Source organism: Paraburkholderia sp. RL17-380-BIE-A, assembly GCF_046028085.1.
In the GTDB taxonomy this organism is placed as follows: domain Bacteria; phylum Pseudomonadota; class Gammaproteobacteria; order Burkholderiales; family Burkholderiaceae; genus Paraburkholderia.
On sequence record NZ_JARESQ010000012.1, the window covers coordinates 171,351 to 195,177 of the forward strand.

The 23,827-nt window shown below is 60.4% G+C and carries 24 protein-coding genes; 17 read left to right on the forward strand and 7 right to left on the reverse strand.

Annotation, left to right across the window (positions count from 1 at the left end; all coding sequences use genetic code 11):
* Positions 1 to 28: 28 nt before the first annotated feature.
* Positions 29 to 1,006, reverse strand: coding sequence for a 2-dehydropantoate 2-reductase (locus tag P0D68_RS21385; RefSeq protein WP_408182348.1), 978 nt, complete (start codon positions 1,004 to 1,006; stop codon positions 29 to 31).
* 143 nt (positions 1,007 to 1,149) lie between these two features.
* Here P0D68_RS21385 and P0D68_RS21390 point away from each other — a divergent pair, with 143 nt between their 5' ends.
* From P0D68_RS21390 to P0D68_RS21455, 14 genes are all read left to right on the forward strand, one after another.
* Positions 1,150 to 1,299, forward strand: a complete 150-nt coding sequence (locus tag P0D68_RS21390; protein WP_408182346.1) for a hypothetical protein — start codon at positions 1,150 to 1,152, stop codon at positions 1,297 to 1,299.
* 169 nt (positions 1,300 to 1,468) lie between these two features.
* The gene (locus tag P0D68_RS21395; RefSeq protein WP_408299560.1) at positions 1,469 to 2,884 is read left to right on the forward strand and encodes an undecaprenyl-phosphate glucose phosphotransferase; all 1,416 of its coding nucleotides are present in this window, start codon (positions 1,469 to 1,471) and stop codon (positions 2,882 to 2,884) included.
* Between the two features lie 155 nt (positions 2,885 to 3,039).
* Positions 3,040 to 4,242, forward strand: coding sequence for a polysaccharide biosynthesis/export family protein (locus tag P0D68_RS21400; RefSeq protein ID WP_459252017.1), 1,203 nt, complete (start codon positions 3,040 to 3,042; stop codon positions 4,240 to 4,242).
* Positions 4,239 to 4,676 (forward strand): low molecular weight protein-tyrosine-phosphatase, encoded by a 438-nt coding sequence (locus tag P0D68_RS21405; protein ID WP_408299564.1) that lies wholly within the window; start codon positions 4,239 to 4,241, stop codon positions 4,674 to 4,676. The genes P0D68_RS21400 and P0D68_RS21405 overlap by 4 nt, the downstream gene beginning before the upstream one ends.
* 3 nt (positions 4,677 to 4,679) lie before the next feature.
* Positions 4,680 to 5,945: a Wzz/FepE/Etk N-terminal domain-containing protein gene (locus tag P0D68_RS21410; RefSeq protein ID WP_408468743.1), complete on the forward strand. Its 1,266-nt coding sequence runs from the start codon at positions 4,680 to 4,682 to the stop codon at positions 5,943 to 5,945.
* Between the two features lie 44 nt (positions 5,946 to 5,989).
* The gene (locus P0D68_RS21415) at positions 5,990 to 6,889 is read left to right on the forward strand and encodes a polysaccharide biosynthesis tyrosine autokinase (protein ID WP_408468747.1); all 900 of its coding nucleotides are present in this window, start codon (positions 5,990 to 5,992) and stop codon (positions 6,887 to 6,889) included.
* Between the two features lie 131 nt (positions 6,890 to 7,020).
* Positions 7,021 to 8,265 carry a UDP-N-acetyl-D-mannosamine dehydrogenase gene (gene wecC / locus P0D68_RS21420; protein WP_408299568.1) on the forward strand — a complete coding sequence of 415 codons (1,245 nt, stop codon included), beginning with the start codon at positions 7,021 to 7,023 and terminating at the stop codon, positions 8,263 to 8,265.
* 39 nt (positions 8,266 to 8,304) lie between these two features.
* Positions 8,305 to 9,606 carry a flippase gene (locus P0D68_RS21425; RefSeq protein WP_408299570.1) on the forward strand — a complete coding sequence of 434 codons (1,302 nt, stop codon included), beginning with the start codon at positions 8,305 to 8,307 and terminating at the stop codon, positions 9,604 to 9,606.
* Positions 9,603 to 10,430, forward strand: a complete 828-nt coding sequence (locus P0D68_RS21430; RefSeq protein ID WP_408299572.1) for a glycosyltransferase family 25 protein — start codon at positions 9,603 to 9,605, stop codon at positions 10,428 to 10,430. Before P0D68_RS21425 ends, P0D68_RS21430 begins: the two co-directional genes overlap by 4 nt.
* The gene (locus tag P0D68_RS21435) at positions 10,423 to 11,733 is read left to right on the forward strand and encodes an O-antigen ligase family protein (RefSeq protein WP_408299574.1); all 1,311 of its coding nucleotides are present in this window, start codon (positions 10,423 to 10,425) and stop codon (positions 11,731 to 11,733) included. Before P0D68_RS21430 ends, P0D68_RS21435 begins: the two co-directional genes overlap by 8 nt.
* Positions 11,726 to 12,889, forward strand: coding sequence for a glycosyltransferase family 4 protein (locus P0D68_RS21440; protein WP_408299576.1), 1,164 nt, complete (start codon positions 11,726 to 11,728; stop codon positions 12,887 to 12,889). Before P0D68_RS21435 ends, P0D68_RS21440 begins: the two co-directional genes overlap by 8 nt.
* Before the next feature lie 86 nt (positions 12,890 to 12,975).
* Positions 12,976 to 13,677 carry a heparin lyase I family protein gene (locus P0D68_RS21445; protein ID WP_408468744.1) on the forward strand — a complete coding sequence of 234 codons (702 nt, stop codon included), beginning with the start codon at positions 12,976 to 12,978 and terminating at the stop codon, positions 13,675 to 13,677.
* A gap of 61 nt (positions 13,678 to 13,738) precedes the next feature.
* Complete coding sequence (locus tag P0D68_RS21450) at positions 13,739 to 14,473, forward strand: WecB/TagA/CpsF family glycosyltransferase (protein WP_408299580.1); 735 nt, start codon at positions 13,739 to 13,741, stop codon at positions 14,471 to 14,473.
* A 45-nt stretch (positions 14,474 to 14,518) separates the two neighbouring features.
* Entirely contained in the window at positions 14,519 to 14,938 is a 420-nt protein-coding gene (locus P0D68_RS21455; RefSeq protein WP_408299582.1) for a serine O-acetyltransferase, read from the forward strand.
* Between the two features lie 18 nt (positions 14,939 to 14,956).
* On the opposite strand, the gene P0D68_RS21460 is transcribed toward P0D68_RS21455, so the two are convergent.
* The 3 genes from P0D68_RS21460 to P0D68_RS21470 all read right to left on the reverse strand — a co-directional run bounded on the left by P0D68_RS21460 (position 14,957) and on the right by P0D68_RS21470 (position 17,539).
* Positions 14,957 to 15,577, reverse strand: a complete 621-nt coding sequence (locus P0D68_RS21460) for a LysE family translocator (RefSeq protein WP_408299584.1) — start codon at positions 15,575 to 15,577, stop codon at positions 14,957 to 14,959.
* Positions 15,578 to 15,693: 116 nt separating this feature from the next.
* Entirely contained in the window at positions 15,694 to 16,233 is a 540-nt protein-coding gene (locus P0D68_RS21465) for a hypothetical protein (RefSeq protein WP_408299680.1), read from the reverse strand.
* Positions 16,234 to 16,897: 664 nt separating this feature from the next.
* Positions 16,898 to 17,539, reverse strand: a complete 642-nt coding sequence (locus P0D68_RS21470) for an IMPACT family protein (protein WP_408299682.1) — start codon at positions 17,537 to 17,539, stop codon at positions 16,898 to 16,900.
* 186 nt (positions 17,540 to 17,725) lie between these two features.
* Here P0D68_RS21470 and P0D68_RS21475 point away from each other — a divergent pair, with 186 nt between their 5' ends.
* Positions 17,726 to 18,352, forward strand: a complete 627-nt coding sequence (locus tag P0D68_RS21475; RefSeq protein ID WP_408299586.1) for a LysE family translocator — start codon at positions 17,726 to 17,728, stop codon at positions 18,350 to 18,352.
* A gap of 57 nt (positions 18,353 to 18,409) precedes the next feature.
* On the opposite strand, the gene P0D68_RS21480 is transcribed toward P0D68_RS21475, so the two are convergent.
* Complete coding sequence (locus P0D68_RS21480; protein ID WP_408182318.1) at positions 18,410 to 18,778, reverse strand: hypothetical protein; 369 nt, start codon at positions 18,776 to 18,778, stop codon at positions 18,410 to 18,412.
* Between the two features lie 325 nt (positions 18,779 to 19,103).
* Here P0D68_RS21480 and P0D68_RS21485 point away from each other — a divergent pair, with 325 nt between their 5' ends.
* A complete protein-coding gene (locus P0D68_RS21485) occupies positions 19,104 to 19,742 on the forward strand; it encodes a 2-hydroxychromene-2-carboxylate isomerase (RefSeq protein ID WP_408299588.1) in 639 nt (212 codons plus the stop codon).
* A gap of 39 nt (positions 19,743 to 19,781) precedes the next feature.
* Here P0D68_RS21485 and P0D68_RS21490 read toward each other — a convergent pair whose 3' ends face one another.
* Positions 19,782 to 20,039, reverse strand: a complete 258-nt coding sequence (locus P0D68_RS21490) for a DUF2866 domain-containing protein (protein WP_091802919.1) — start codon at positions 20,037 to 20,039, stop codon at positions 19,782 to 19,784.
* A 257-nt stretch (positions 20,040 to 20,296) separates the two neighbouring features.
* Here P0D68_RS21490 and P0D68_RS21495 point away from each other — a divergent pair, with 257 nt between their 5' ends.
* Positions 20,297 to 21,412, forward strand: a complete 1,116-nt coding sequence (locus P0D68_RS21495) for a GGDEF domain-containing protein (protein ID WP_408299590.1) — start codon at positions 20,297 to 20,299, stop codon at positions 21,410 to 21,412.
* Positions 21,413 to 21,749: 337 nt separating this feature from the next.
* Here P0D68_RS21495 and P0D68_RS21500 read toward each other — a convergent pair whose 3' ends face one another.
* Complete coding sequence (locus P0D68_RS21500) at positions 21,750 to 23,516, reverse strand: peptidoglycan D,D-transpeptidase FtsI family protein (RefSeq protein ID WP_408299592.1); 1,767 nt, start codon at positions 23,514 to 23,516, stop codon at positions 21,750 to 21,752.
* Between the last annotated feature and the right edge of the window lie 311 nt (positions 23,517 to 23,827).

Sequence of the window (23,827 nt, forward strand, 5' to 3'; positions counted from 1 at the left end):
TTCAACGGCGAAATCGTGTTTCCAGGCCTCAATCTCCCTGCAATGCCATCCGCTCACGCAGTTTGATGAGCGCCAGTACGACATCGATAGTCGGCGTGGGCTCGGCGACGAGGCGGCCCATTTCCTGCACCACCGTCAACAGCGGATCGATCTCCATTGGACGACGATTCTCCAGGTCGACCAGCGTCGAGGTCTTATGCGCGCCGACCGCGCCCGCGCCGTCGATACGCTTTTCCACATCGACGCGAAAGTGCACGCCGAACTGATCCGCAATGCGCTTGGCTTCCAGCATCATCGTGCGCGATACGGCACGGGTGCCTGGGTCGCTGGTGAGCACGTCGAGCGTGGCGTGCGTCAATGCGCTGATCGGGTTGAAGCACAGGTTGCCCCATAGCTTGAGCCAGATTTCGTCGCGGATATTGTCGCGAATCGGCGCTTCGAAACCGGCCGCTTGCATGATCTCGTGCAATTGCTGAATGCGCGGCGTGCGTTCTCCGCTTGGCTCGCCAATCGGGAACTTCTTGCCGTACACATGCTTGATGACGCCGGGTTCGACGATTTCGGCGGCGGGATACAGCACGCAGCCGATCGCCCGTTCAGGGCCGAGCTTCGTCCATTGACCGCCGTCGGGATCGACACTCGCGAGCCGCGTGCCGGCGAATCGGCCGCCGTGTTGGTAGAAGTACCAGTACGGTATGCCGTTGACGCCCGTGACGATCGCCGTGTGTTTGCCGAGCAGCGGCTGCATCGCATCGACCACGCCGGGCAGCGAATGCGCTTTCAGCGTAATGATCACGAAGTCCTGCACGCCGAGTTCGCGCGGATCGGACGTGCAGCGTACCGGCGCGCTGAACGTCTCGCCGTCCATGATCAGACGCGCTCCGTGTTCGCGCATGGCCGCGAGATGCGCGCCGCGCGCGACGAAACTCACATCCGCGCCGGCGCGTGCCAGCTGCACACCCATCAAGCCGCCAATCGCTCCTGCTCCGAAGATACAGATCTTCATGATGCCGCTCCTCTGACGATGAATAGTCTCCTGCCCGGTGCCGTTTCTCGCCGTACACGGTTTGCGGGTCACTGTTCGAGCATAAGGGGAGGAGACGATTGCAGATAGTTAAAGTTTCTCAACGAGTCCATTAGGGATAGGTTATGAACGACCAGAAGCCGGACTGTTTTGGAGAATTCAGAGTCGTTCCCAAAGATTGGATTTCCAAGCTGACGAATGCTGTGACGAGTTGGGAAATTTCCCATCTTTGGACGATCTTGATGGAGGCAGAATGCGATCTCTTTGAAAAGTGATGCATTCGGTCGGCATTGCAAATGAACTGTATTGAGGGTGATGCCATGAGGCCGAGGACTGCTTTGGACTATTCCGTCACGTTCGCGCAAGTGGCACCGGAGAGCCGTCTGCATGGCGTGGAAGCTGGTGCCCGGCGCCGCGACCCTCACGCGTGTTAGGGCAAGGTCCATGCGAACGGCAATTCGTCAACCCGCCGGCCGGAATTTAGCGGACGTGGACAGCATGTTGGCGCGCCTGCTCGACGTGATGTTGATTGCGTTGGGCGCGTCGTTGGCCTCGCTCGCGTTCGTGCCTCGTCCGGGTCTGTCGATTTTCGAGGGTGCGTTCGTCGCGTTCGATATGGCGTTTGCCATTGTGCTGTTGCCATGGTTCGGCGTGTACGACTCGTGGCGCGGCCGGTCGAAATGGCGTTTGAGTTTCAACATCGTATTCGGCTGGATCGCGGTGCAGGTTTGCGGACTTGCCATGTTGTTCCTGCTTCACCGTGCTGCATCAGTGTCGCGGCTCTGGTGCGTGAGTTGGACCGCGATCACGGCGGTTGGGCTGGTCGTTTCGCGACTGCTGGTGCATGCGGTACTCGGCCGCATGAGGCGGGCGGGAGGCAACCTGCGCACGGTGGCGGTGGTGGGCGTCGGCGCGCATCGCGACCGTGTGATCGCCAATATCGTGCGCTCGCCGGAAGCGGGCTTCCGGATGGTTGCCACGTTCAACACGCGGCAGGGGAACGAGGCTGATTTTCCGGGCTTGCCGTCGTTCGGGTGTCTGCCCGAATTCGCGGACTGGGTACGCTGTGAGCAGGTCGAAGAAGTGTGGCTCGCGCTATCCATGTCAGAGGAGGACACCGTGCTGCGGATCCTCGACGAATTCAGCGGCGACCTGGTCAACGTGCGCTTCATTCCTGATGTACGCAGTCTTGCGATGTTCGATCGGAACGTGGTCGATCTGATTGGCACGCCGGCCATCAATCTGATGGCATCGCCGATGACTCCGTACGCGTTGGTTCAGAAGGCGGTTTTCGACCGGCTGTTCGCGCTCACGGCGTTGCTCGCGTTGGCGCCGGTGATGGTGACGATTGCAGTGGCCGTCAAGGCGACGTCGGAGGGGCCGGTGTTGTTCACCCAGCGGCGCAAGGGCGCGGACGGACGTGTGTTTCGCATCTACAAGTTTCGCTCCATGCGCAAGCACGCGGCGCGCACCGGTGTCGTTCGTCAGGCTACGCGTGGCGATCCGCGTGTCACTCGCGTGGGCGCGTTCTTGCGTCGCACGAGTCTCGATGAATTGCCGCAGTTTCTGAATGTGCTGCGCGGGGAGATGTCGGTGGTGGGGCCGCGGCCCCACGCGATCGAACACGATGACGAGTATCGCGGCATCGTCGACGGTTATATCCATCGGTACCGGATCAAGCCGGGTATTACCGGGTGGGCTCAAGTCAATGGTTTTCGCGGAGAGACGGATCGGGTTGAAAAGATGCAGGCACGGGTGGAACACGATCTGTACTACTTGCGTAACTGGTCGTTTGGGTTGGATATGCGGATTGTGTTTGCGACGGTGGTGAAGGGGTTGCGGCATCGGAATGCGTATTGACGTGCGGCTTCATCGCGATCTGAAACCAGATTGGCCATGAAGCCGTGCCGATTGTGGAAGACGTCGCATATCCCAGTGGAATATGAATGAAATCTGCCCAATAGCGGGCAGCGAGAACGCGGCTTCGGCGCGTTCTCTTGAATAGGTTGAACAAGATGTTAGCGGTATTTTCAACCCGGCCGGCGTTCAGGCTTGGGGTTTTGATGGCAGCGGTAATCCTGCTGACCGGTGGATGTGCAGTGGCGCCAGGTATGCGAATGGAAACGTCTCGCGTGCAGGACAAGTCGGGTGGGTCCAATACGTCGAGCGTGGTTGGAGAAGCCGGTGAAGGCGCGGCAAGCGAAAAGGCCGATGCAACGGCGGGCACACCGGACATCGCCATCACGGAAGTCGACGCGGAGTTGATCTCGCAACTGGCTCAAAGCCGGAAACAGCAGCAGATCGAACTGTCGCAATTGCTCTCTGGAGCGCCGTTGGCCTACACGGTCGGGCCGGGCGATGTGCTGCAAATTGTCGTCTGGGACCATCCGGAATTCGCGGCGGCACTTGGGTCGGCACAAACGCAATCTTCGTCGCGGCCGGGTGATCCGCTCGCTGGATTCGTCGTCGATCAGAACGGCGGCCTGACATTTCCGTACGCAGGCACCCTGCAAGTGGCCGGCCTGCGCACCGAAGAGATACAGCAACGGTTGAGCAGCGTGCTCGGCAAGTACCTGGTCAAACCGCAAGTGACCGTGCGGATGGCGTCGTATCGGGCGCACCAGGTGTACGTGGATGGAGAAGTGCGTAGCCCCGGCACATTGGCGGTCAACGACGTGCCCATGTCGCTTTACGAAGCAGTGGGCCGCGCAGGTGGATTCAGTGAAGCGGCCGACCAGAGCGACCTCGTTCTGGTTCGCGGCGAACGGTCTTATCGCGTGAACCTGACCCAGATGCTTGCACAGGGATTGAGCCCGTCGCGCCTCTATCTGAAACCAGGCGACCTGCTGCGCGTCGTGTCGCGTGACGAAAACGACGCGTATGTGATGGGCGAAGTGAACAAACCGGTCTCTGCGATTCCGCGTCGAACGGGGCGCATGACGCTGGCCGACGCTCTTGCGCAGGCCGGCAGCGTGAATGCTTCGACCGCCGACGCCGCTCAGATGTTCGTGATCCGCGGTTCGCTGGCGGGCACGCCGCAAGTGTTTCACCTCGACGGCCATTCACCGGTCGCGATGCTGCTCGCCAAGGATTTCGAGCTGCAACCGAAGGACGTGGTGTATGTGGATGGTAGCGGTCTCGTTCGCTTCAATCGTGTGCTGAGTTTGTTGATGCCGTTGATCAGCACGGGCTTGACTGCGGGGGTGATTGCGAAATGACCCGGATTTTGATGGTGTGTGAGGGGAATGTCTGCCGAAGTCCGGTGGCGCGGGCGCTTCTCGAGCGGGCGCTGCCACTTGTTTCAGTGAGTTCGGCAGGGACGCGAGCGCTCGTTGGCCGGCATGCGGATCCGATGGCGATCCAGGTTGCGCGTGAGCATGGGATGGATATTAGTGGACATGTGGCAGAGGCACTGAGCGACGAACACGTGCGCGCAGCAGATGTCGTGCTGACCATGACGAACACGCAGCGCGCGTTGATTCTCGATCGATTCCCGTTCGCAAGGGGGAAGGTATTCCGGTTGGGCGAGCATGAGCAACTTGATATTGTGGATCCGTATCAGCGGCATCGTGTCATTTTTGAACTGGCTTTCGCGCAAATCGAGCACAGCGTTTTGAAATGGTGCGAAGACATTGCCAGGTTGATGCACTGAATTATGAAATTACTTGATCGGGAACGCTCGGCCGACGCGCTGAGCGAAAAGGAAATCACGCTGTCCGATGTCATTGCCTTGTTGGGCGAGAACCGGCTTCTCATTGCGCTGACCACTGCGGCAATGCTGTTTCTCGGCGTGGCCTATGCGTTTTTCGCCACGCCATTGTACAAAGCCGATGTGATGATTCAGGTCGACAGCGACCCTGGCAGCGATACGCTCAACGACAAACTCGGCGACCTTGCATCCTTGTTCCAGAGCAAGGTGTCGACCGACGCCGAAATTGAACTGATCCGATCGCGGAGGGTGGCGGAAGAAACCGTCCGTAGTTTGCATCTCGACGTGAAGGCAACGCCGTACCGGTTTTCCTTAATCGGCGCGCTGGTCGCGCGGTATGTGACCGCAGGCGCTCCGGCGGATCCCGTCTTGGGGATGAGTCGTTTCGCGTGGGGCGGTGAGAGTCTGGATGTGATGCAATTCGACGTCCCCGCCGCGCTTTACGATCAGTCTTTCAGATTGATGGTGGAGGCGAACCAGGCATTCGAACTCCAGGGCCCGGATGGCCGCACGGTGCTGCACGGCCATGTTGGCGCCACGGCGCAGGGTATGACGCGGTATGGTCCGGTGCAACTGAGCGTGAACCGCATGGTTGCGCGCGCGGGCACGTCATTCAATCTTGCGAGGGCCTCGACACAACTTACGGCAGCGGATCTGCAAAGCGCGCTCAATATCAGGGAGAAGGCGAAACAGTCGGGCATTGTCGCTGTCTCGCTTGAAGGCGCGGACGCGGCGAGCGCCGCTGCGACCGTTAACCGTGTTGCGAGCATTTACGTTCAGCGAAATGTGGACAGGAAGTCTGCGCAGGCACAGCAGATGTTGCAGTTCCTCGGCGAACAACTTCCTCAGTTACGCGCGGACCTCGACGAAGCCGAGTCGAAATATAACGCGTTCCGCACCGAGAAAGGCACCGTCGATCTGGAGGCCGAAGGCAAACTCCTGTTGCAGTCAATCGTCGATAGTCAAACCAGGTTGATCGAGTTACAGCAACAACGTTCTGCGCTTGCACAACGGTACACGGTCGAACATCCCTCAGTGCAGGCTATCGACGCCCAGATTGCGGAACTGCAGAAACAGCAGGCTGCTTTCAATGAGAAAGTCGCTGCTTTGCCGAATGTTCAGCAACAGGAACTCCGTCTCCTGCGCGATGTGCGGGTCGATACGGACCTGTACACGAAGCTGCTGGATAGCGCGCAGCAATTGCGCGTATAAAGGCGGGCCAGTTGGGGAACGTTCACACAGTCGACTACGCCGAGGTGGCCGAAAGGCCCGTGAAGCCGAAGAAAACCTTGGTGATTGCGTTGTCGGGTGTCATCGGTCTACTGCTCGGGTGCTCCGTCGCATTTGTGCGCAGCACGCTGAATCGCGGGCTCGAGACCCCGTCGGGAATCGAAGGCGCTGTCGGCGTGCCGGTATACGCGATCGTCTCGAAGAGCACGCGGCAGCGGGCGCTACAACAGGCGGCGCGTGGTGGCGTGCAGGGCTTGAACGTGCTCGCGGCGGTTCAGCCCGACGATATCGCGGTCGAAGGAATCCGCAGTCTGAGGACCGCATTGCAATTCGGCTTGCTCAAATCGCACAACAACATCGTGATGTTGACGGGGCCGCGGCCAGGAGTCGGCAAGTCGTTTCTCTCGGTGAACTTGTCCGCGGTGCTATCGACAGGCGGTAAGCGCGTTCTGTTGATCGACTCGGACATGCGCCGGGGCGACGTGCACAGGTACTTCTCGCTTCCCAGTAAACCGGGTCTGTCCGATGTGATCGGTGGAGTCGAACCGGCCAGTGCTGTCCACCGTCAGGTTCTGCCGAACCTTGATGTACTGACGAGTGGAAGCGTGGCCTCCAGTCCGGCTGAAATGCTGATGAGCGATGCCTTCGGAAAATTGCTCGCGCACTTCAGCAAGCTGTACGACGTGGTGATCGTCGATTCACCGCCGGTACTCGCGGTGACCGACCCGGTGCTGGTTGCAAAACACGCAGGCCTGACATTGCTCGTTGTCCGTCACGGACGCCACTCGGCCGCCGAGCTCCAGGAAAGCACGCGACAACTGGGTAGCGCGGGTCGCGCCGTCGATGGCGTTCTGTTGAACGGTGTGCCCCATCGCGCCAGCGCGTATGGCGCATTCTCCGAGTATGGGGCGGAAAAGGCCAGGTAATCGATTTCAACAAACTGCCGCGGATCGGTGCGGTGCCTTCCACGACGGTCGTATCGCGTCACGTCCGGGTTCGCGAGGTCCGGCTCCAGCGGTCCGAGCGAACACAATTTGCCTACGGATATAGAAAAGAAATGGATTTTGAAACTGTTTCGGTAGTTGGCCTCGGCTACATCGGTCTGCCGACTGCAGCCGCATTTGCGGCGCGCCGCAAGCGTGTTATCGGAGTGGACATTAGTCAGCATGCGGTCGACACCATTAACCGCGGCGCCATTCACATTGTCGAGCCGGAACTCGACATGCTGGTGCACGCGGCGGTAACGCAAGGCTATCTGCGTGCGACCATCACGCCTGAGCCGGCAGATGCGTTCCTTATCGCGGTACCGACACCTTTCTCGGACGGCTACAAACCGGACCTCCGTTTCATCGAGGCGGCGAGCCACGCGATTGCGCCGGTGCTCAAGAAGGGTGATCTCGTGGTGCTCGAATCGACATCGCCGGTCGGCACGACTGAACAGATGGCGGCCTGGATGTCGGAGCTCCGTCCCGATCTCACTTTTCCGCAACAGGCCGGCGAGCTATCAGACATCCGTATCGCACATTGTCCGGAGCGCGTGCTACCCGGTCACGTGATTCGGGAACTGGTTGAGAACGACCGCGTAATCGGCGGCATGACGCCACGGTGCAGCGAATTGGCACGCGAACTCTATCAAAGCTTCGTGCGCGGCGATTGCATCTTGACGGATGCTCGAACAGCCGAGATGTGCAAGCTTACCGAGAACTCATTCCGCGACGTGAACATTGCCTTCGCGAATGAACTCTCGATCATTTGCGACAAGCTCGATATCAACGTGTGGGAGCTGATCCGGCTTGCGAACCGGCATCCACGTGTAAGCATCCTGCAGCCAGGCCCTGGAGTGGGAGGCCATTGCATCGCCGTCGACCCCTGGTTCATCGTCGATTCAGCGCCCGAGCAGGCGCGTCTGATTCGTACCGCGAGAACCGTCAACGACGCCAAGCCTGGCTATGTCATCGACCGCGTCGAGCGCGCTGCGCGACGGTTCAAGGATCCGGTGATCGCATGTCTCGGGCTGGCCTTCAAAGCGAATATCGACGACTTGCGTGAGAGCCCGGCAGTCGAAATCGCTGACGAACTCGCGGAGAGATTCGCGGGGCAGGTGGTGGTCGTCGAACCCAATGTCAGAACCTTGCCCGCGGCGCTCGACGGTAAGGTGCGGCTCTGCGAATTGAACGAAGCGCTGTTGGAGGCGGACATCATCGTCATTCTGGTCGACCATGCGCAGTTCCGGCGCGTGGATCCAGTCCGCTTCCAGGCGAAGGTCGTGATCGACACGCGCGGCGTGCTGGCGCATGCGTAGCGCGCCCCGTCCTTCAGCGTTCACATGCCGAGGCATCGCGTGAGCGATCAATCTGCAACGCGCGAAAATTCGGCGATGAAGGCGTCACGTATCCGTTCGAACTTCGTCGCCATGATGGTGTGGCAGGTCGGTAACTACCTCGTGCCATTGGCGACGTTTCCCTATCTGACGCGTGTGCTCGGCGCGGCGCATTTCGGCGTGCTTGGCTATGCGACGGCGATCGCTACGTATGGAATGCTTGTGACGGAGTGGGGATTCTTTCTCAGCGGTCCGAGGGCGGTCGTTGAACGGCGAGGGCAACCGGAGGCACTGAACGAACTCGTCTGGTCGACGATGATCGCCAAAGCATGCCTGTGCTCGCTCTCGTTCGCAGTTCTGCTGGTCGTTGCCTGCTTTGATCGCAAACTGGCTTCGGTCTTTCCCGTGGTACTGGCTGCGTGGCCGATGGCGGTTGGTAATGTCTTTACACTGAACTGGTTGTTGCAGGGACTCGAGCGGTTCTCCGCAATTGCGACCGTCGCACTGGCGGGCCGCTTTATAGCCTTGCCGCTGACGTTCGTCTTCGTACGCCACAGTGACGATGTTGCCTGCGCAGCAGGAATCCAGGGGGGAGCCGCGGTTTTAACGGGACTCTTTTCTCTGATTGCCGCACGGCAACTGGGTGTTCTGCGCCTTCCATCAGCATCGCTGCGTTCGGTCTCCCAGCGTGTTCGGGAAAGCGCCGACATGTTCGTCTCGTCGGCGTCGGTGAGTCTTTTCGGCATAACGAACGCAGTTGTTCTCGCGTCAATGACGACGCCGTATCAGGTGGGCATCTATACGGCCGCCGAGAAACTGAAGGCCGTGGCCAATATGGTGCCGGCTCAAATTAATACGGTTTGCTATCCGCGCATCGCGTCGATGTTTTTCGCGCAACCCCGGTCGGCTGCCCGGCTCACGGCGATCGGTGCGTTTGCCATCGTGTCGACGACGCTGGCCGCACTGGCGGTCATCGCCTATGTGTCGACACCGCTGACTACTTTGATTCTGGGTGCCGGCTTTGCGGGTAGCGCGTCGCTGCTCAAGTTGCTTTGCCTTGCAAGCGTGTTCGGCAATCTGGCCTATTTTCTTGGATTGCAAGTACTGGTGCCGTTCGGGAATGCCCGCGTGCGGTCGCTGATGATGCTGGCGGCTGGCGCGCTGAACGTTGGCCTGGCAATTGTTCTGACGCCGCGTTTCGGCGCCGATGGCGCCGCGGTGTCGCTTCTTACCGCTGAGGCGCTGTTGCTTGCCGTGTATGTCTCGATGATCTTGAGCAAGCCGGTGCTGCGCCACCACTTTACCCAATTGTTGATTCGATGATGCCAAGCCTGGTCCCTGTTCATGTCATATCCCTGTCTCGTTCCGGCCGCCGCGATGCAATTGCCGGATTATTGGGTGACCATGACGCGCCATTCCGTTTCGAGGACGCTGTCGATGGGCGTTGCCTTACTCAGATCGAACTGGATGCCGCCTACGACGATGTTGCGGCTCGCCGTCGTTACGGACGCTCATTGACCCGTGCGGAAGTGGCGTGCTTCATGAGCCATCGCTCGGTGTGGCGCAAGATTGTTGAAACGGGTCGCGCTGCGGTAATCCTCGAAGACGATGCGATCCTCGAACCGGCATTCTTTGAAGATGTGCTGCGTATCAACGAGTCCGAGTTGTCGGCCATCGCCGATATTGTTCTGCTTGGACAATCCAAATTGCGCCGCTCAGAGTCATCGTGGACCTACTTCAATGAGCCGCTCAGACGAGTCACGGCGATTGGCGGACTGCGTGTCGGTGTTCCGTTCAAACAGTGGACATCGGGATCCGTGGGCTACTGGATATCAGCGCGGGCGGCCAGTCAGGCTCTCGCCTATTCGGAAGGCCCACTCGGCGCTTTGCTCGATGACTGGCCATGGCATCGCGACGAGGGCGGGGCTCGCGTAGCCGAATTGCGTCCCTATGCCGTGTGGGAGGATTTCGAACGGTTGCCGAGCAGTATCGAAGAGGAGCGTGGAGCAGGGATAAGATCGCGCGCGTCATTGCATGACGTAGCACTTTGGCCGATGCGTCTCTTGCGCACCGCGGCTCGTTGGAGCGTGGTTGCATTGCAGCGGTCGTCATCGGTGAGCCATGCGGCAAGCGCGCGCCATGACTGACGCCGTATTCGTGCAGCAGGGGAACCGATTGGCGGCGCATGAGCCGACTCGCCAGCCTGGAACGCCATTGATATGGATGGTGTTCGCGGGCGGACTCGCGCTATCGCCGTTCGCGGACTACCTGTCAGTCCTGGCTGCGCATGGAATCGAGAGCGCGGGCGGTGACGCGCGTTTCTCGCTGTTCGTGCGCGGAAGCATGGTGGGCGGACTGATACTGTTTATGCTCGCAGGCGGCCGGATAAGGCTTTCAAGTTGGCGTACGGCGCTACTGGCCGTGCTGGCGATCATCGCGTCGGCAGGGGCGGTCGTATTCGGGGATGTGACAAGCGCCGAGTTTACGCAGCAAGCTGTTTTCGTTCTCAAAGTATTCTCTTTTTTTGTCTGTCTCGCAGCGCTCTCGGGAATGAGCGACAGCCAACTTGAGAAACTCGAACCGATCGTGCGTTTGACGCTGTTTGCCTACGCGTTGGCAATCATGGTGGGCGCGGTGTTCTCGATCGATATGTTTCGCAGCTATTGGGCTGAAACGCAAATCCGCTCTGGTTACAAGGGCATTGTGTACGCGCAGAACGAAGCGTCCGCCCTCATGATCGTGGCGCTTGGCTATGGCCTGCTCAGAGTTTTGACGTCGGGCTGGACGGCATGGAATGGCGCCTTGGTCGGCAGCATTGTGCTCGCTTCATGCCTTGTTGGCACCAAGGCGGCGATGGCGGGAGCGCTTGCCATGACATGTTCGTATTTGTACTGCCGACATCGGGTGCCGCAAGCGACCTTGCGCGCGGCGGCCCTCGTTGCAGTACTGGTTGGCCTGGCGGGGGCCGTCTACCTGTCGCTGCCGGGCGTGCGAAGCGCCGTCGATCTCAGTCTGCAATATTTCATGTATCAGCATGATCACGCCGGCGAGGGCGGAATGCTCACCATGATTTTATCCGGGCGCGACGTCAAGTTTTCGAATGTATGGGACGAAGTGGCAAGCGAAGGTTTTGTGCCATTGCTCACGGGCGGCTATCCGGTAGTGCGCTATCTGGTTGAGATCGACGTGCCTGATCTGGTGCTGGCGATGGGTCTGCCAGTTTGTGTTCTGTATTTGTGGCGTGTTGGAAGGGCGTTCTTATATCGCGGAAACGGGGCCGTCCCGGGCTTTGGCAAATGGTTTTATATCGTCTTGATGGGAACCGCTTGCACTGCGGGTCATGTGCTTGTCTCTGCAATCGTCAGCCCATATCTGGCCATGATTGCTGTGCTCGTCGAGCGTGGTGCGGCAGATCTCCACCCTCTAACGAGAAGGTTGGACGATGAATAAGCGTCGGGACAATAACGCGCACTCGCTTCATGAATCAGCGTCGATGCGCGTGCTGCACGTGGGACCCGGACAGGGTCAGCGAGGTGGCATTGCATCTGTTCTCGCCGAGCTGGGCGCGCAACGGGCGAGGTTTCTGCATGCCGGTGTAGGGGTGGCCATCTTCGAAACGCATGGTTTCCAAAGCCTGAGATCGCTATTGTGCTTTCTGCTAGTCGATATTCCATGCTTTCTATTCGCGCTGCTCAAGGGTGTCGACCTGATTCATTTCCATGTGTCGGTCCGAGGTTCTTTCTACCGAAAATTCATGCTGTATCTGCTTGCGCGACTGTGCGGGAAAAAAACAATCTTTCATCTGCATGCAGGTAATTTCCAATATTTTTGGACCCGCAGTGGATCTGCCACTCGCAAAGCTGTGTTGTGCTTCATTCGCGGAGCAGACGCCGTGGTAGCTGTGTCATCGGCAATTGCGGCGGAACTGCAGGTTCATCAGGGTGCTGCGCATGATCTGCATGTAATCGGGAACTCGGCGTATAGCGCTGAATTGGCGGCAGGCGCGGCTTTGCGGGATTCCCCAGGCGCGACGGGCACGGACGCGATGCCATACGTCGCTTTTGCCGGCAGATTCACGGAGGGCAAGGGGCTCGACGAGTTGCTGAGGGCGATTGCGTCGCTGAAACGACAGGGCGTCGAGGTTGAACTGCGGTTGGCGGGCGCCGGCGATATGGATAGATGGAATCGTGCAGCGATCGATTGCGGCGTGAGTGAGCGGGTGCGCTTTGTCGGATGGTTACAGGGCGATGCAAAGCTCGCGTTCTATCGCGACGCGGCCGTGTTTTGCATGCCGAGTCATTTTGAAGCGTTCGGCATCTCGACACTGGAGGCGATGTTTATCGGTCGCCCAGTGATCGGTACGCGAGTCGGTGGGTTCCTCGATCTGGTCGAGGAGGGGGTGACGGGCTACCTCGTCCGTTGCGGCGACGCTGACGAACTGGCGGAAAGAATCCGGCAGGTGGTCGAAAGCCCCGATCTTGCACGTGCAATGGGGCGGCAAGCGGTGTCAAGAGCCTTAAGCCGTTATTCGGTTGACGCGATTGTCGGTCAATACGTTCGATGCTATCGGAAAGTGGGCGATTCCAAAAGGGAGCAGCTTGTATGAGGCATGGATGGTTGCTGATTTGTCTTCTGGGAACTTTAAGTATTGTTCGCGCCCAGGATATCGGAGTCGCGTGGACCGATCCGCAAATGAGCGCGTGGGCGAGCACGTACGACAAGCTGTTCTCGACGGCGTGGGAAGATGGTATCGATGCAGGCATTGGCGTTCAGGCAAATCCCGGCGGTATCACCGTGGTCGACGACCCGATGGTCGCCGGACGCAAGGCCTTGCGTATTCATATGACTCGATCCGAAGACTTTTCGAAGATCGCGAACGGCGTTCCTCGAGCAGAGTTGATCTTTCCGCGAGCGGTGAGTTTTTCGCAGGGAACAGACTATCTGATCAGATGGAGCACGTTCATACCCGTTGGTTTCACTTTCGACGCCAGGCAGGCGGTCATTATCACCCAGGTACATCAAGGTGAATGGACCGGCGGCCCAACGATCGCGTTGAGTTTGCAAGGTAAGCAGTACGCCATTTCGGAGCGTGGAGGGGCGAATACCGCGACTGTTTCCGCCGGCAAGTGGCTGTGCTGCGCGGACGCTGACGAGGGCAAGTGGGTCAACTGGTCGCTGCGCTATGTTGGCGACGATTCCGGTCACCACGCTTCGACCCAGTTGTGGAGGGACGGACGGTTGGTGTTTGCATCGCAAGGGGTACCAAATGCCTACATGGGTGTGCAGGATGCGTATTTGAAAATGGGACTGTACAAGTCTGGGTGGAACGGTTCCGCGTCCGATGTCAGCGAGATTACGTTGTTTTTTGGACCGGTTTCGGTGTCGAAGAAATAAAGGCAACATCCGCGACACGCTATTCATATGTGGGATGTCAGAGAACAGGCAGAGTGGCTTTATGAAGCGCATTGAAGTATTTGGATGTCCTATGGATGTGGCGACAATGGAAGAAACGGTCGCCGCGATTTTGACTCGAATTATTGCTAGACGCTTCACCCAGCACGTCGCGGTCAATGTGGCGAAGCTCGTACATATGCAGGCCGACACCGAACTGGCAAAGTCGGTCCAGTATTGTGACCTGATCAGTATCGACGGGATGGGCGTGATCTGGGCGGCGCGGATGCTTGGTCACGAGGTGCCTGAACGTGTTGCCGGCGTCGATCTGTTCGACAGGTTGCTAGCGGAGGCGGCGAGGCTAGGGCTTCCGGTGTATTTGCTCGGCGCGACCGACGAGGTGGTCGCACGCGTGGCCACGATATGCACGGCCCGCTATCCCGGTCTGCGAATCGCGGGATATCACCACGGTTATTTCGGCAATGACCAGCAATCCGTTGTCGACCGGATTCGCGAGTCAGGCGCGCGACTGCTGTTCGTGGCGATTACCTCGCCTACCAAGGAGAATTTCATCAACCGCTGGCAAGCGGCGCTCGGTGTCGATTTCGTGATGGGGGTGGGAGGAACGTTCGATGTCGTGGCCGGTAAAGTCAACCGGGCACCTCGCTGGATGCAAAGGGCGGGGCTGGAATGGTTCTTTCGCGTCCTGCAGGAGCCGCGTCGTATGTGGCGCCGCTATCTGGTCACGAACAGCAAGTTCGCACTTATGTTAGGTAAGGCGCTAATCGTCCAGCGGTAACCGGGGCGAGCCAATCGCGCGCACAGTCAATCAAGGAAGTCTTTCGTGTTGTACATCTATCGCGTAGCGCATCTACTTCATCGTCTACATGTGCCTTTTTTGCCGTGGGCGCTAAAAGTCTTTAACCGCGTGGTCTTTTCTGTATCCTTGCCACCCTCGGTGATAGTCGGGCGAAATGTGGTGTTCGGCTATCAGGGACTTGGCATCGTCGTGCATCGGCACGCGGTGCTCGGTAGCGATATAGTCATTGCACCCAACGTAGTGATTGGGGGCCGCGGGCAGCCAGGTGCGCCGGTTATCGAGGATAACGTTCTAATCGGTGCGGGTGCATGCATACTGGGGCCGGTGACGATCGGGCGGAATGCGAAGATCGGCGCGAACGCCGTGGTCACGTTCGACGTGCCGCCGCATGTCACGGTAGTCGGCGTCCCGGCTCGAATCGTCCAGCCGCGACAAAGCGGTTAACCGCTTTCCCAGATACCCTCACCCCCTCCTCACCATCAAAAACCCCACCCCAATCGCCGCCAGAAAACCCCCACAACACCGGTTGAACCATCGCCGCACCGTCGCACGGACCAACCATTTCCCGAGATACATCCCCGCCCACGAATACAACGCGATAGCAAACCATTCCAGCACCAGAAAACTGATGCCCAGCACCGCGAACTGCGGCAGCATGGGCTTGGCGATATCGACGAACTGCGGCAAAAACGCGGTGAACACCAGAATGGCTTTCGGGTTCCCGGCGGCCACGAGGAACTCCCGCTGCGCGACCCGTGCAAGGGATGCATCGTCCTGTTGCGTCGTGTCGATGGTTGGCGCGTCGCTGCGCCACAGCTGGATGGCGAGCCAGATCAGATAAGCAGCGCCGGCCAGTTTGATGGCCAGAAAGAACCACTCCGAAGCGTGCAACACAACCGCAAGCCCCGTTGCGGCAAGCACGAGCATCAAGGCGAAAGCGACGAGGCGGCCCGTGCCGCCGACGAACGCGGTCATGAAGCCATGACGCGCCGCCACATTGATCGACAGCAGATTATTGGGGCCGGGCGCCAGATTGATCGCGAAACAGGCGGGTAGAAAAAACAGCCAGGCGGTAATGGACATGACGGCTCGCACGGTGAACGGACGTTGGAGATCCATCGCACGGCGCAACGGCAGCCCGCGCGATACCCTCTGGCCAATTGTAGCGAAACCCGTTCCAGCTCACGCTGCCGGCGCCCTCAATTCACCGCTTTGACAAACCCCGGATCGCCGATCAACGCGTCGACGTTCAGCCTGACCGTGTCTTCGATTGCGATGGTGTTGCTGGTGAACTTGGGCGATTTTTGCTTGACCGTCTTGGTGGTGGAAAACACCACCTTTTGAGTCGTGGCATCGGTCACCACATAGCGCATTTTGAGCGTCCAGAACGCCGGCGACCGCGTGTCGTCCACTGAGAATTTCTCGATGCTGCCGCTGAGAACCCGCTTGCCTTCGTCGAGATGAAAACCGGCGATTTTCAGGCGGTTCACAATGCCGTCGCGCACGGTTTCATTGATATCGTCTTTGAGCACGACGCCCGTCATTGCCGTGTTTTCGATTCGGTTCGGCGAGACCTCTCCATTGCGGGCTGGCATGTAGGGGAAGTCACGGGCAGGGGCGACGCTGAGCCAGCCGGTTGGATGCGCCGCCGCGCGCGGCGTGCTATTCAGGCCAAACCAAGACCAGGAGCAGGCGGACAGCATCAACGGCAGCGCGATCGTGCCGCAACCCTTGAGCACGGTCGTCGCCAAGGGGGAGTGAGTGTGACTGAGCGATGGCGGCGCAGACGCGCTCCGGCGTGGCGACTCAGGCGCTGTGCTGGAAAAAGCGGCGGTCGAAGTCAGAGGAGTTACCCTTTTAAATTGAATCATTCCGGGGGAATAAACGACATGGTAACAGCGGCCCGGCCCCGTACATCTCTTAATGACATCGTGACCCGGATTCACGCTGGTTTCAAGCGGGCGTGCTCATCATAACCAGCAGGCGCTGCGATAAACACCGTGTCATTAGAGGATCACTGTTACGCGCGCGTCCTGGGTCCGGTCAGATCGATGCGGTAATCGTTATCTCACGACAATAACAGTCGCGTGTGACAACCCTTCGCGTCAGTCCCGCACATGGCATGCTCGTAATCGCTGATGGCGACGCTTGAGCTTGCGATAATGCAGAGATTGCGGCGCGCACGCCCATTGTCGATTCGCGGTTCGGTTGATGCGTACCCGTACTTAACGCGTGGGTTCAATATTGCTAAGTATGGCAAAACAAATGGGTGAACGCGTCGACTACTATCAGATCAACCCGTTCGCATTTCAGCCGGGCGAAGTCTTGAGCCTTGACGACGCGATCTTCTATACCGACTGCTGGCGAACACGCACGCAACAGAGGGCGTGTCACGCCGAGCCGTCAGAAGAACCCGGCTTTCCCCTGAGTCATATCCACCAACGCTCGCTGAGCGTCCTCCATCACATTGACAGGCAGACGGATCGTCATCTTCACGAGCATCGCGTAAGCGCTGTCCACAAGCGTATAGCCTTCGGCATCGATCCATCGGCGCACTTTCGCCTCGTCGGCGTAGCTGACTTCGACGGTCAGCGAAACCTGCGCGATCCGCTCAACGCGCGGTGCATCCAGTAAAGCCGAAGCAATCGCATCGGTGTACGCGCGCACGAGCCCGCCGGCGCCGAGCTTCACGCCGCCGTAGTAGCGCACGACGGCGGCCAGCACGCCGTCCAGATCGTGATGCCGCAAGACTTCCAGAATCGGCCGGCCGGCGGTGCCGGAGGGCTCGCCGTCGTCGGACATGCCGGACTGGCCGCCTGCCAGCAACGCCCAGCAGACGTGCGTCGCGGCGGGATGCTCGTCGCGCAGACGCCGCAACTCGGCCATCGCGGCGTCGCGGTCGGCGACCGGTATCGCATACGCAATAAATCGACTCTTGCGAATCTCGAGTTCCGCGCTCAGCGCCGCGGGCAAGGTATAAGTGGGCAAGGCAAAGACTTCGGTGGATGAAAAAATGCGGGCCGCACGCGGCGCCGTGCCCGCCATGGTAACGGATCGGCCGCTGCGAACGGATTCGGCCTGCCACGCATTCGCGCGTAGAGCACGGTCATTGTCGCCGTGGTCTGCCGCCTCCGCGCCGCGCATCAATCGAATTGCACGCATTCGTCTACAATCTTTCGCTGAACGCCACGCGGTCGTCCGCGACAATCAGCGCGTCATCAAGGAGACAGCATGCTTGACCTATCCACGTTGGGGACTTTCGTTGCCGTCGTACTCGGGCTCTTTCTGATTCCGGGTCCTGCCGTGCTGCTGGTTTTGACGCGCACCGTGCATGGCGGTCGCAAGGCCGGCATTCTCACCGGCCTCGGTATCGCGGTGGGTGATTTCATTCATGCGCTGGGTGCATCGGTCGGCCTCTCGGCGCTGCTGATGACCTCCGCGCTCGCGTTCAACGCGGTGAAGTTCGTCGGCGCGGCCTACCTCGTCTATCTGGGCATTCGTGCATTGCGCGAGAAGCAGGCGAGTGCGCATATGCCGGCGGTGGCGCCGGTGTCGGCCTCGAAAGCGTTCTTTCAGGCCATTCCCGCCGAAGTGCTGAATCCCAAGACGGCGCTGTTTTTTCTCGCGTTCCTGCCGCAGTTCGTTCATCCCGAACACGGCTCCACGTTTCTGCAATTCACCACGCTCGGGCTTATCTTTGTCGGCATGAGTGCGCTTTATACGACGCTGATCGTATTGACCATTCGTCCGCTGGGCAAACTCGTCAAGCGCCTGACCTGGTTGACGCGCTGGCAGAACAAGATTATCGGCGTGCTGTTCATTTCGCTTGGCCTGCGCGTGGCGACACAAACGCGCTGAACGATCCGCGCGCTAGTTTCGCGCCGTCACGACAGGAGAGTGGGCACCGCGCTCTGACTAGATGTTGCGGCGCTGTCGCCTGAGACGGCCTTCGCGCGCGTATTCCATCTGACCTTCGGTACGAACCGCAAGTCTTTCCTGTGCGGCGCGGCTCATCTGCCGCGTGTCGTCGATATCGCCGACACGCAGCACTTCCTGAGCAATCCTGATGCGCAGTGTCATCAACGGTTCGCCGCGTTCTACCAGCGCGCGGTCCGCTGCGCGAGCTTGCTGGACGCCGCAGTCGATCAGGTTGCGCAGCTCCAGCAGCGTAAGCCGCTGCCGCTGGATTTCGAGGATGAGCCGCTGGACGGCCTCTTCGTCGCGCGTGCGCCACCAGGCGCGCAGTTCGGCGAGCGTGGGCGGATCGAAGGGTGGAAGACGCATTGCTCAGACGAAAAAGTACTGTATATATGTACAGTATATCCCGTCTTTTTACGAACGCACGTACAGCGCGTTCGCAGGTTCACTTCCTTCGCGCGAGGCGGCTCACGTGTTCAACACAGCGCGAGCATGATGGACGTGGAGACCACGATGATGAAAAGACACGTGGCAGTAAGAATGTCGTAGGGATAGCGCATGGTGTATGACCATCTGACGTGGCGGGTTGTAGGGCCATCATAGGGATAAGCGCGCCGGGCGACTGTTAAGCTTTGCAAGACGTGGGGCGCGGGTGGGCACCATGCGTCTGCATACGATCGGAGAGGTAAACATGAGCGATGTCGCATCTCGCGCGATCACGCGCGCACCGGAAATCGAGTTCTGGTTCGACTTCGGCAGTAACTACAGCTACCTCAGCGTGATGCGCATCGAGGCTCTGGCCGCGGCAAGGGGCTTGCGAATCGGCTGGCGCCCATTCTTGCTGGGGCCTGTTTTCCGCGACCTCGGTTTCGACAATTCACCGTTCGTGCTGCAGAAGGAGAAGGGCGCGTACGTATGGAAGGACATGGAACGGCAATGCCGCAAATATGGCATCCCGCTGAAGCGTCCCAGCACGTTCCCACGTGCGGCGCTCCTCGCCATGCGCGTGGCGCTGCTCGGCGCGGAGCGCGAATGGATCGCGGCGTACTGTCGCCAGATCATGCAACTGAACTTCGCGCATGACCGCGACATCGGCTCGATGGAGGTGGTGAGCGAGGCGCTCGAGGAACTGGGATTGCCTTCCCGGCAGATCATCACCGAAGCGCAAAGCGACGCGAACAAACTGCGCCTGCGTGAGCAGACCTCGGCGGCCGCGGCGCGCGGCATTTTCGGCGCCCCGACGTTTTTTGTCGGCGATGAAATGTTCTGGGGCAACGACCGGCTGGATGATGCATTGGAGTACTGCGAGTCGATTGCCGCGCGTGGCTAGCGCAATGCATGCGCCGCGTGTGATCGACCCTGTCGCGTGCTATTCGTCACCGTGCTGGCAGAAGCGCCGGCCCGGAACGTGCGAGACGACAGCCTGAGCGATTTCAAGCGGGGTGCTCTCGGCGGGCACCACCCGGCGACATGATTCGGGCGTGTGCTTCATGGTCCATTCGACGAGCCGGTAAGAACGTCCCCAAGGATGCTGCAGCGGGTCCGAGACCTTGCACGAGTGAATCTGGTGGACCCATTCGTTGCCGGGCATGGCGCGCAGATGCTCGAATACCGTGTTTTCATCCATGGTTTGACTCCTTCTTCGCGGGCCTGCAGCCCGTCTTATCGCGCGTCGTCGACACCCTTGAGAAAAAGCGCCGCCGATGTTCTGGCGGCTTCAACAGGGGATGTTGTGCCTCATGGTTACAGCAAAGAATTAAGCGAGACTTAAGATCGCGTAAAAGCGTAGTCGGCGCGTACCCTCAAGACCTCGTGAAATCGGCCGTTATTAGAGCGGTTGGGGCCGCCGACCCCGCTTCGCCCTTCGGGCTCGCACCTCATAACGTGACGAATCTCGCCCAAACGCCGCTTTCCGAGCGCCTTCGCTCGCTCGTCGATACCGTGCAGCACAATGAGCGCACGCTGCGCCGCTTCCAGACCGTGGAGTTGCGATTGATCGGGGCGCAAGATTTCCCGTCCTTTCTCGATACGCTAATCAGTCATTTGCCGCGGGAGTTCTCACTCACGGGCGTGACGCTCTGGCTCGACGACCGCGCGCCGATGCTGCGCGAACTGCTCGAGCCGACCGCCTTGCAGGCGCTCGACCAGCCCAACCTGCGAACGTCGCGCGAGGGCGGTCTTGCCGCTCGAGGTCTATGCGACGATGGCCGGCCGTGGCTCGGCACGTTGCGCGAACTGGACGACACGGTGCGGCGCGCTTTCTTCGGCGACGCCGAAGCGCCGGCCAGTGCGATCCTGCTGCCGCTTGCCGCGGGCGACACCGTCAGCGGCTATCTCTGGCTCGGCAGCGACGATCCTGCGCGTTTCGGTCAAGGCATGGCCACCGACATTCTGGAGCGCTTCGCGAGCATCGTGACGGCGAGCCTCGACAATGTCGCGCATCGCGAGCGGCTCAAGCAACTGGGCATGACCGATTCGTTGACGGGCCTCGCCAATCGCCGCTACTTCGACGAGCGGCTGCGTGAGGAAGTCATGCGCGCCGTTCGCTATCGGATGCCGGTGGCGTGTCTTTTCATCGATATCGACAGCTTCAAGCGGATCAACGATACCTACGGTCATCAGACCGGCGACCGCGCGCTGGCAGCGGTGGCGGCTTGTGTGCGGCAGCAGGTGCGCCTCGGCGATACCGTGGCACGATATGGCGGTGAAGAATTTGCCGCCCTGCTGCAAGGTGACCGGGCCGATGCGCTCACCGTTGCCGAGCGTGTACGGCTGGCGGTCGAGAGGCTGGCTTTGCAGGACGATAACGGCGAACGCATTGCCTTGACGGTGTCGATCGGCGTGGCGGCGCGGATGGTCAGCGGTACGCAGGCCGAGGCGGCCACGTTGGGCAGCGTGATCATGGAAGAAGCGGATCGCGCGATGTACCAGGCCAAACGCAACGGCCGTAATCGCATCGAAGCGCTGGTGAATGCGGATGGAGATTGCGCGGCTGATTAGTTGGCGCATCCGGCGGCGATTGTGCGGCTGATTCGCCGGCGCATTCTGCAGAGATTGCGCGCCGCTTCGGCCCATCATTGCTTATGCCTGATCGCGCCGCAGGGCTTGCCGTCCGTGCGAAGGGATGGGGCGCGATGCGAGCTTCGCGCGAGGACTGCGTTTCCTGGGCCCCTGCCGCGCTACGAGCGGATCACGCCGTTGACCTCACCGCTCAACTCACGCCGCTCAATTCATACGGTCTTCCTCAGGCCATTCAGCTAACGCCGCCCAATTCACCCCGTCTACCTCACGCCATTCAGCTAACGCCGCTCAATTCACCCCTTCTACCTCAACCCATTCAGCTAACGCCGTTCACACCCACCGGCGCATCCGGCGGCACGCCGAGCAATTGCAACGCTCCGCCCGTCACGCCGCTGAACACCGGACCGGCCACCGTGCCGCCATAGAACGCCTTGCCCGCCGGGTCGTCGATCATGACCGCGACGATCAGCCGTGGATCGCTCATCGGCGCCATGCCGACGAACAGCGCGCGGTAGCGGTTTTTCGCGTAGCTCGCGCCGACCTGCTTGCGCGCCGTGCCGGTCTTGCCGCCGACCCGGTAGCCTTCCACCGTTGCCGCGCGGCCTGTGCCGCCCACGCCGGTCGCCATCTCCAGCATCGAGCGGATGGCGCGCGCGGTCGCCGGCGTCGTGACCGTGTGACCTTTTTTGTCCGTGGACTGCGCGGCGCCGGCTTCCGCTCCCGCCCCCGCTCCATTACGCAACAGACTCACGTGATGCATCGTGCCGTCGCCCGCATACGCCGTGTAGACCTGCGCGATCTGCAGCAGCGAGGTGGAGAGCCCATAGCCATACGCCATGGTCGCCTGTTCGATCGGACGCCAGCGTTTATACGGACGCACCTTGCCCGACGCCACGCCCGGAAAGGTCAGCTCAGGGCGCAGGCCGAGCCCGTATTCCTGATACTTGGTCCAGATCGTCTCGGCCGGCAGATTGAGCGCGAGCTTGGCGAGCGCGATGTTGCTTGACTTCTGCACCGCTTCGGCGACCGTCATCGCGCCGTGATTCGAGGTGTCGTGGATCACGGCAGGCCCGATCTTGTACCAGCCCGGCGCGGTATCGATGATGCTCTGCGGCCGCACCTTGCCCGCGTCGATCGACAGCGCGACGACCACCGGCTTGATCGTCGAGCCGGGCTCGAAGGTGTCGACCACCGCGCGATTGCGCAATTGACGGCCAGTCAGGCGGGCGCGGTCGTTCGGATCGAAGCTCGGATAATTGGCGAGCGCCAGAATTTCGCCATTGCGCGCATCGAGCACCACCACGCTGCCCGCCTCCGCGTGATGTTTGGCAATGGCTTCCTTCAACTGCGCGTAAGCGAGCTGCTGAATCCGCCGGTCGATCGTGAGGTGGATGGTGTCGCCGTTCTGCGCGGGCACGAGCGGCCGGGTCTCGGACACCACGCGGCCCAGACGGTCGCGGATCACTTCACGCTGGCCGGGCACGCCGAGCAGCTGCTCGTTGGCGGCGAGCTCGACGCCTTCCTGGCCGTTGTCCTCGACATCCGTGAAACCGACTACGTGCGCCGCCGATTCGCCTTCGGGGTAGAACCGCTTCGAATCCGCGATCTGCGTGATGCCGGCAAGGCCCAGTTTGGACAGATGTCCGGCGGTCTCGGCATCCACCTGCCGCTTGAGCAGAACGAAGGTCTTGTCGCCGTTCAGACGCCTGCGCAGCTCCGCGAGTGGCAGATCGAGCAGCTTGGAGAGCGGCGCGACCGCTGCTTCGTCGATCAGTTTGGGCGAGGCCCAGATTTCATAGGTCGCGAGGCTGACGGCGAGCATCGAGCCGTTGCGATCGACGATCCGCCCGCGTGTCGCGTCGAGTTCGAGGGTACGCTGGTAGCGTTTCTGGCCCTGATCGACGTAGAAGTCCTGGTTCACCACCTGCACCCAGAACGCGCGCCCCGCCAGCGAGGCAAACGCGCCGAACACCAGCAGGACGATGAATTTCGAACGCCACATGGGCAGGCGCGCGGCCAGCAACTGGTTCTTCGCGACGGGCGCGTAGGGATCGTGAGACTGGGATTTCTTCTTGTGGATCATTGGGTGCGGATATCGAACAGCTCGATTAACTTGTGCCGCGTGGATCGGCGGCAATGAATACTTTGGGTGGCTGGCGCAATCGCCCCGGCAACCGATGTCGCTCCAATTGTAATAAGAACGTAATCTGTATGCGAGGTTCATGCAAGCTGATATTCGTTGGGTACGATGTCGCGGAGGGCGCCGCCGCCGAGGGCCGCGTGCCGAGTGCCGCAAACGGGCAGGGGCAGGGGCATAAAAAAAGCCGCGCGGACTTGAAAATCCGCGCGGCTGTTTCGTTCGATTAATGCGTCGACTCCGACGCGGCGTGTTAA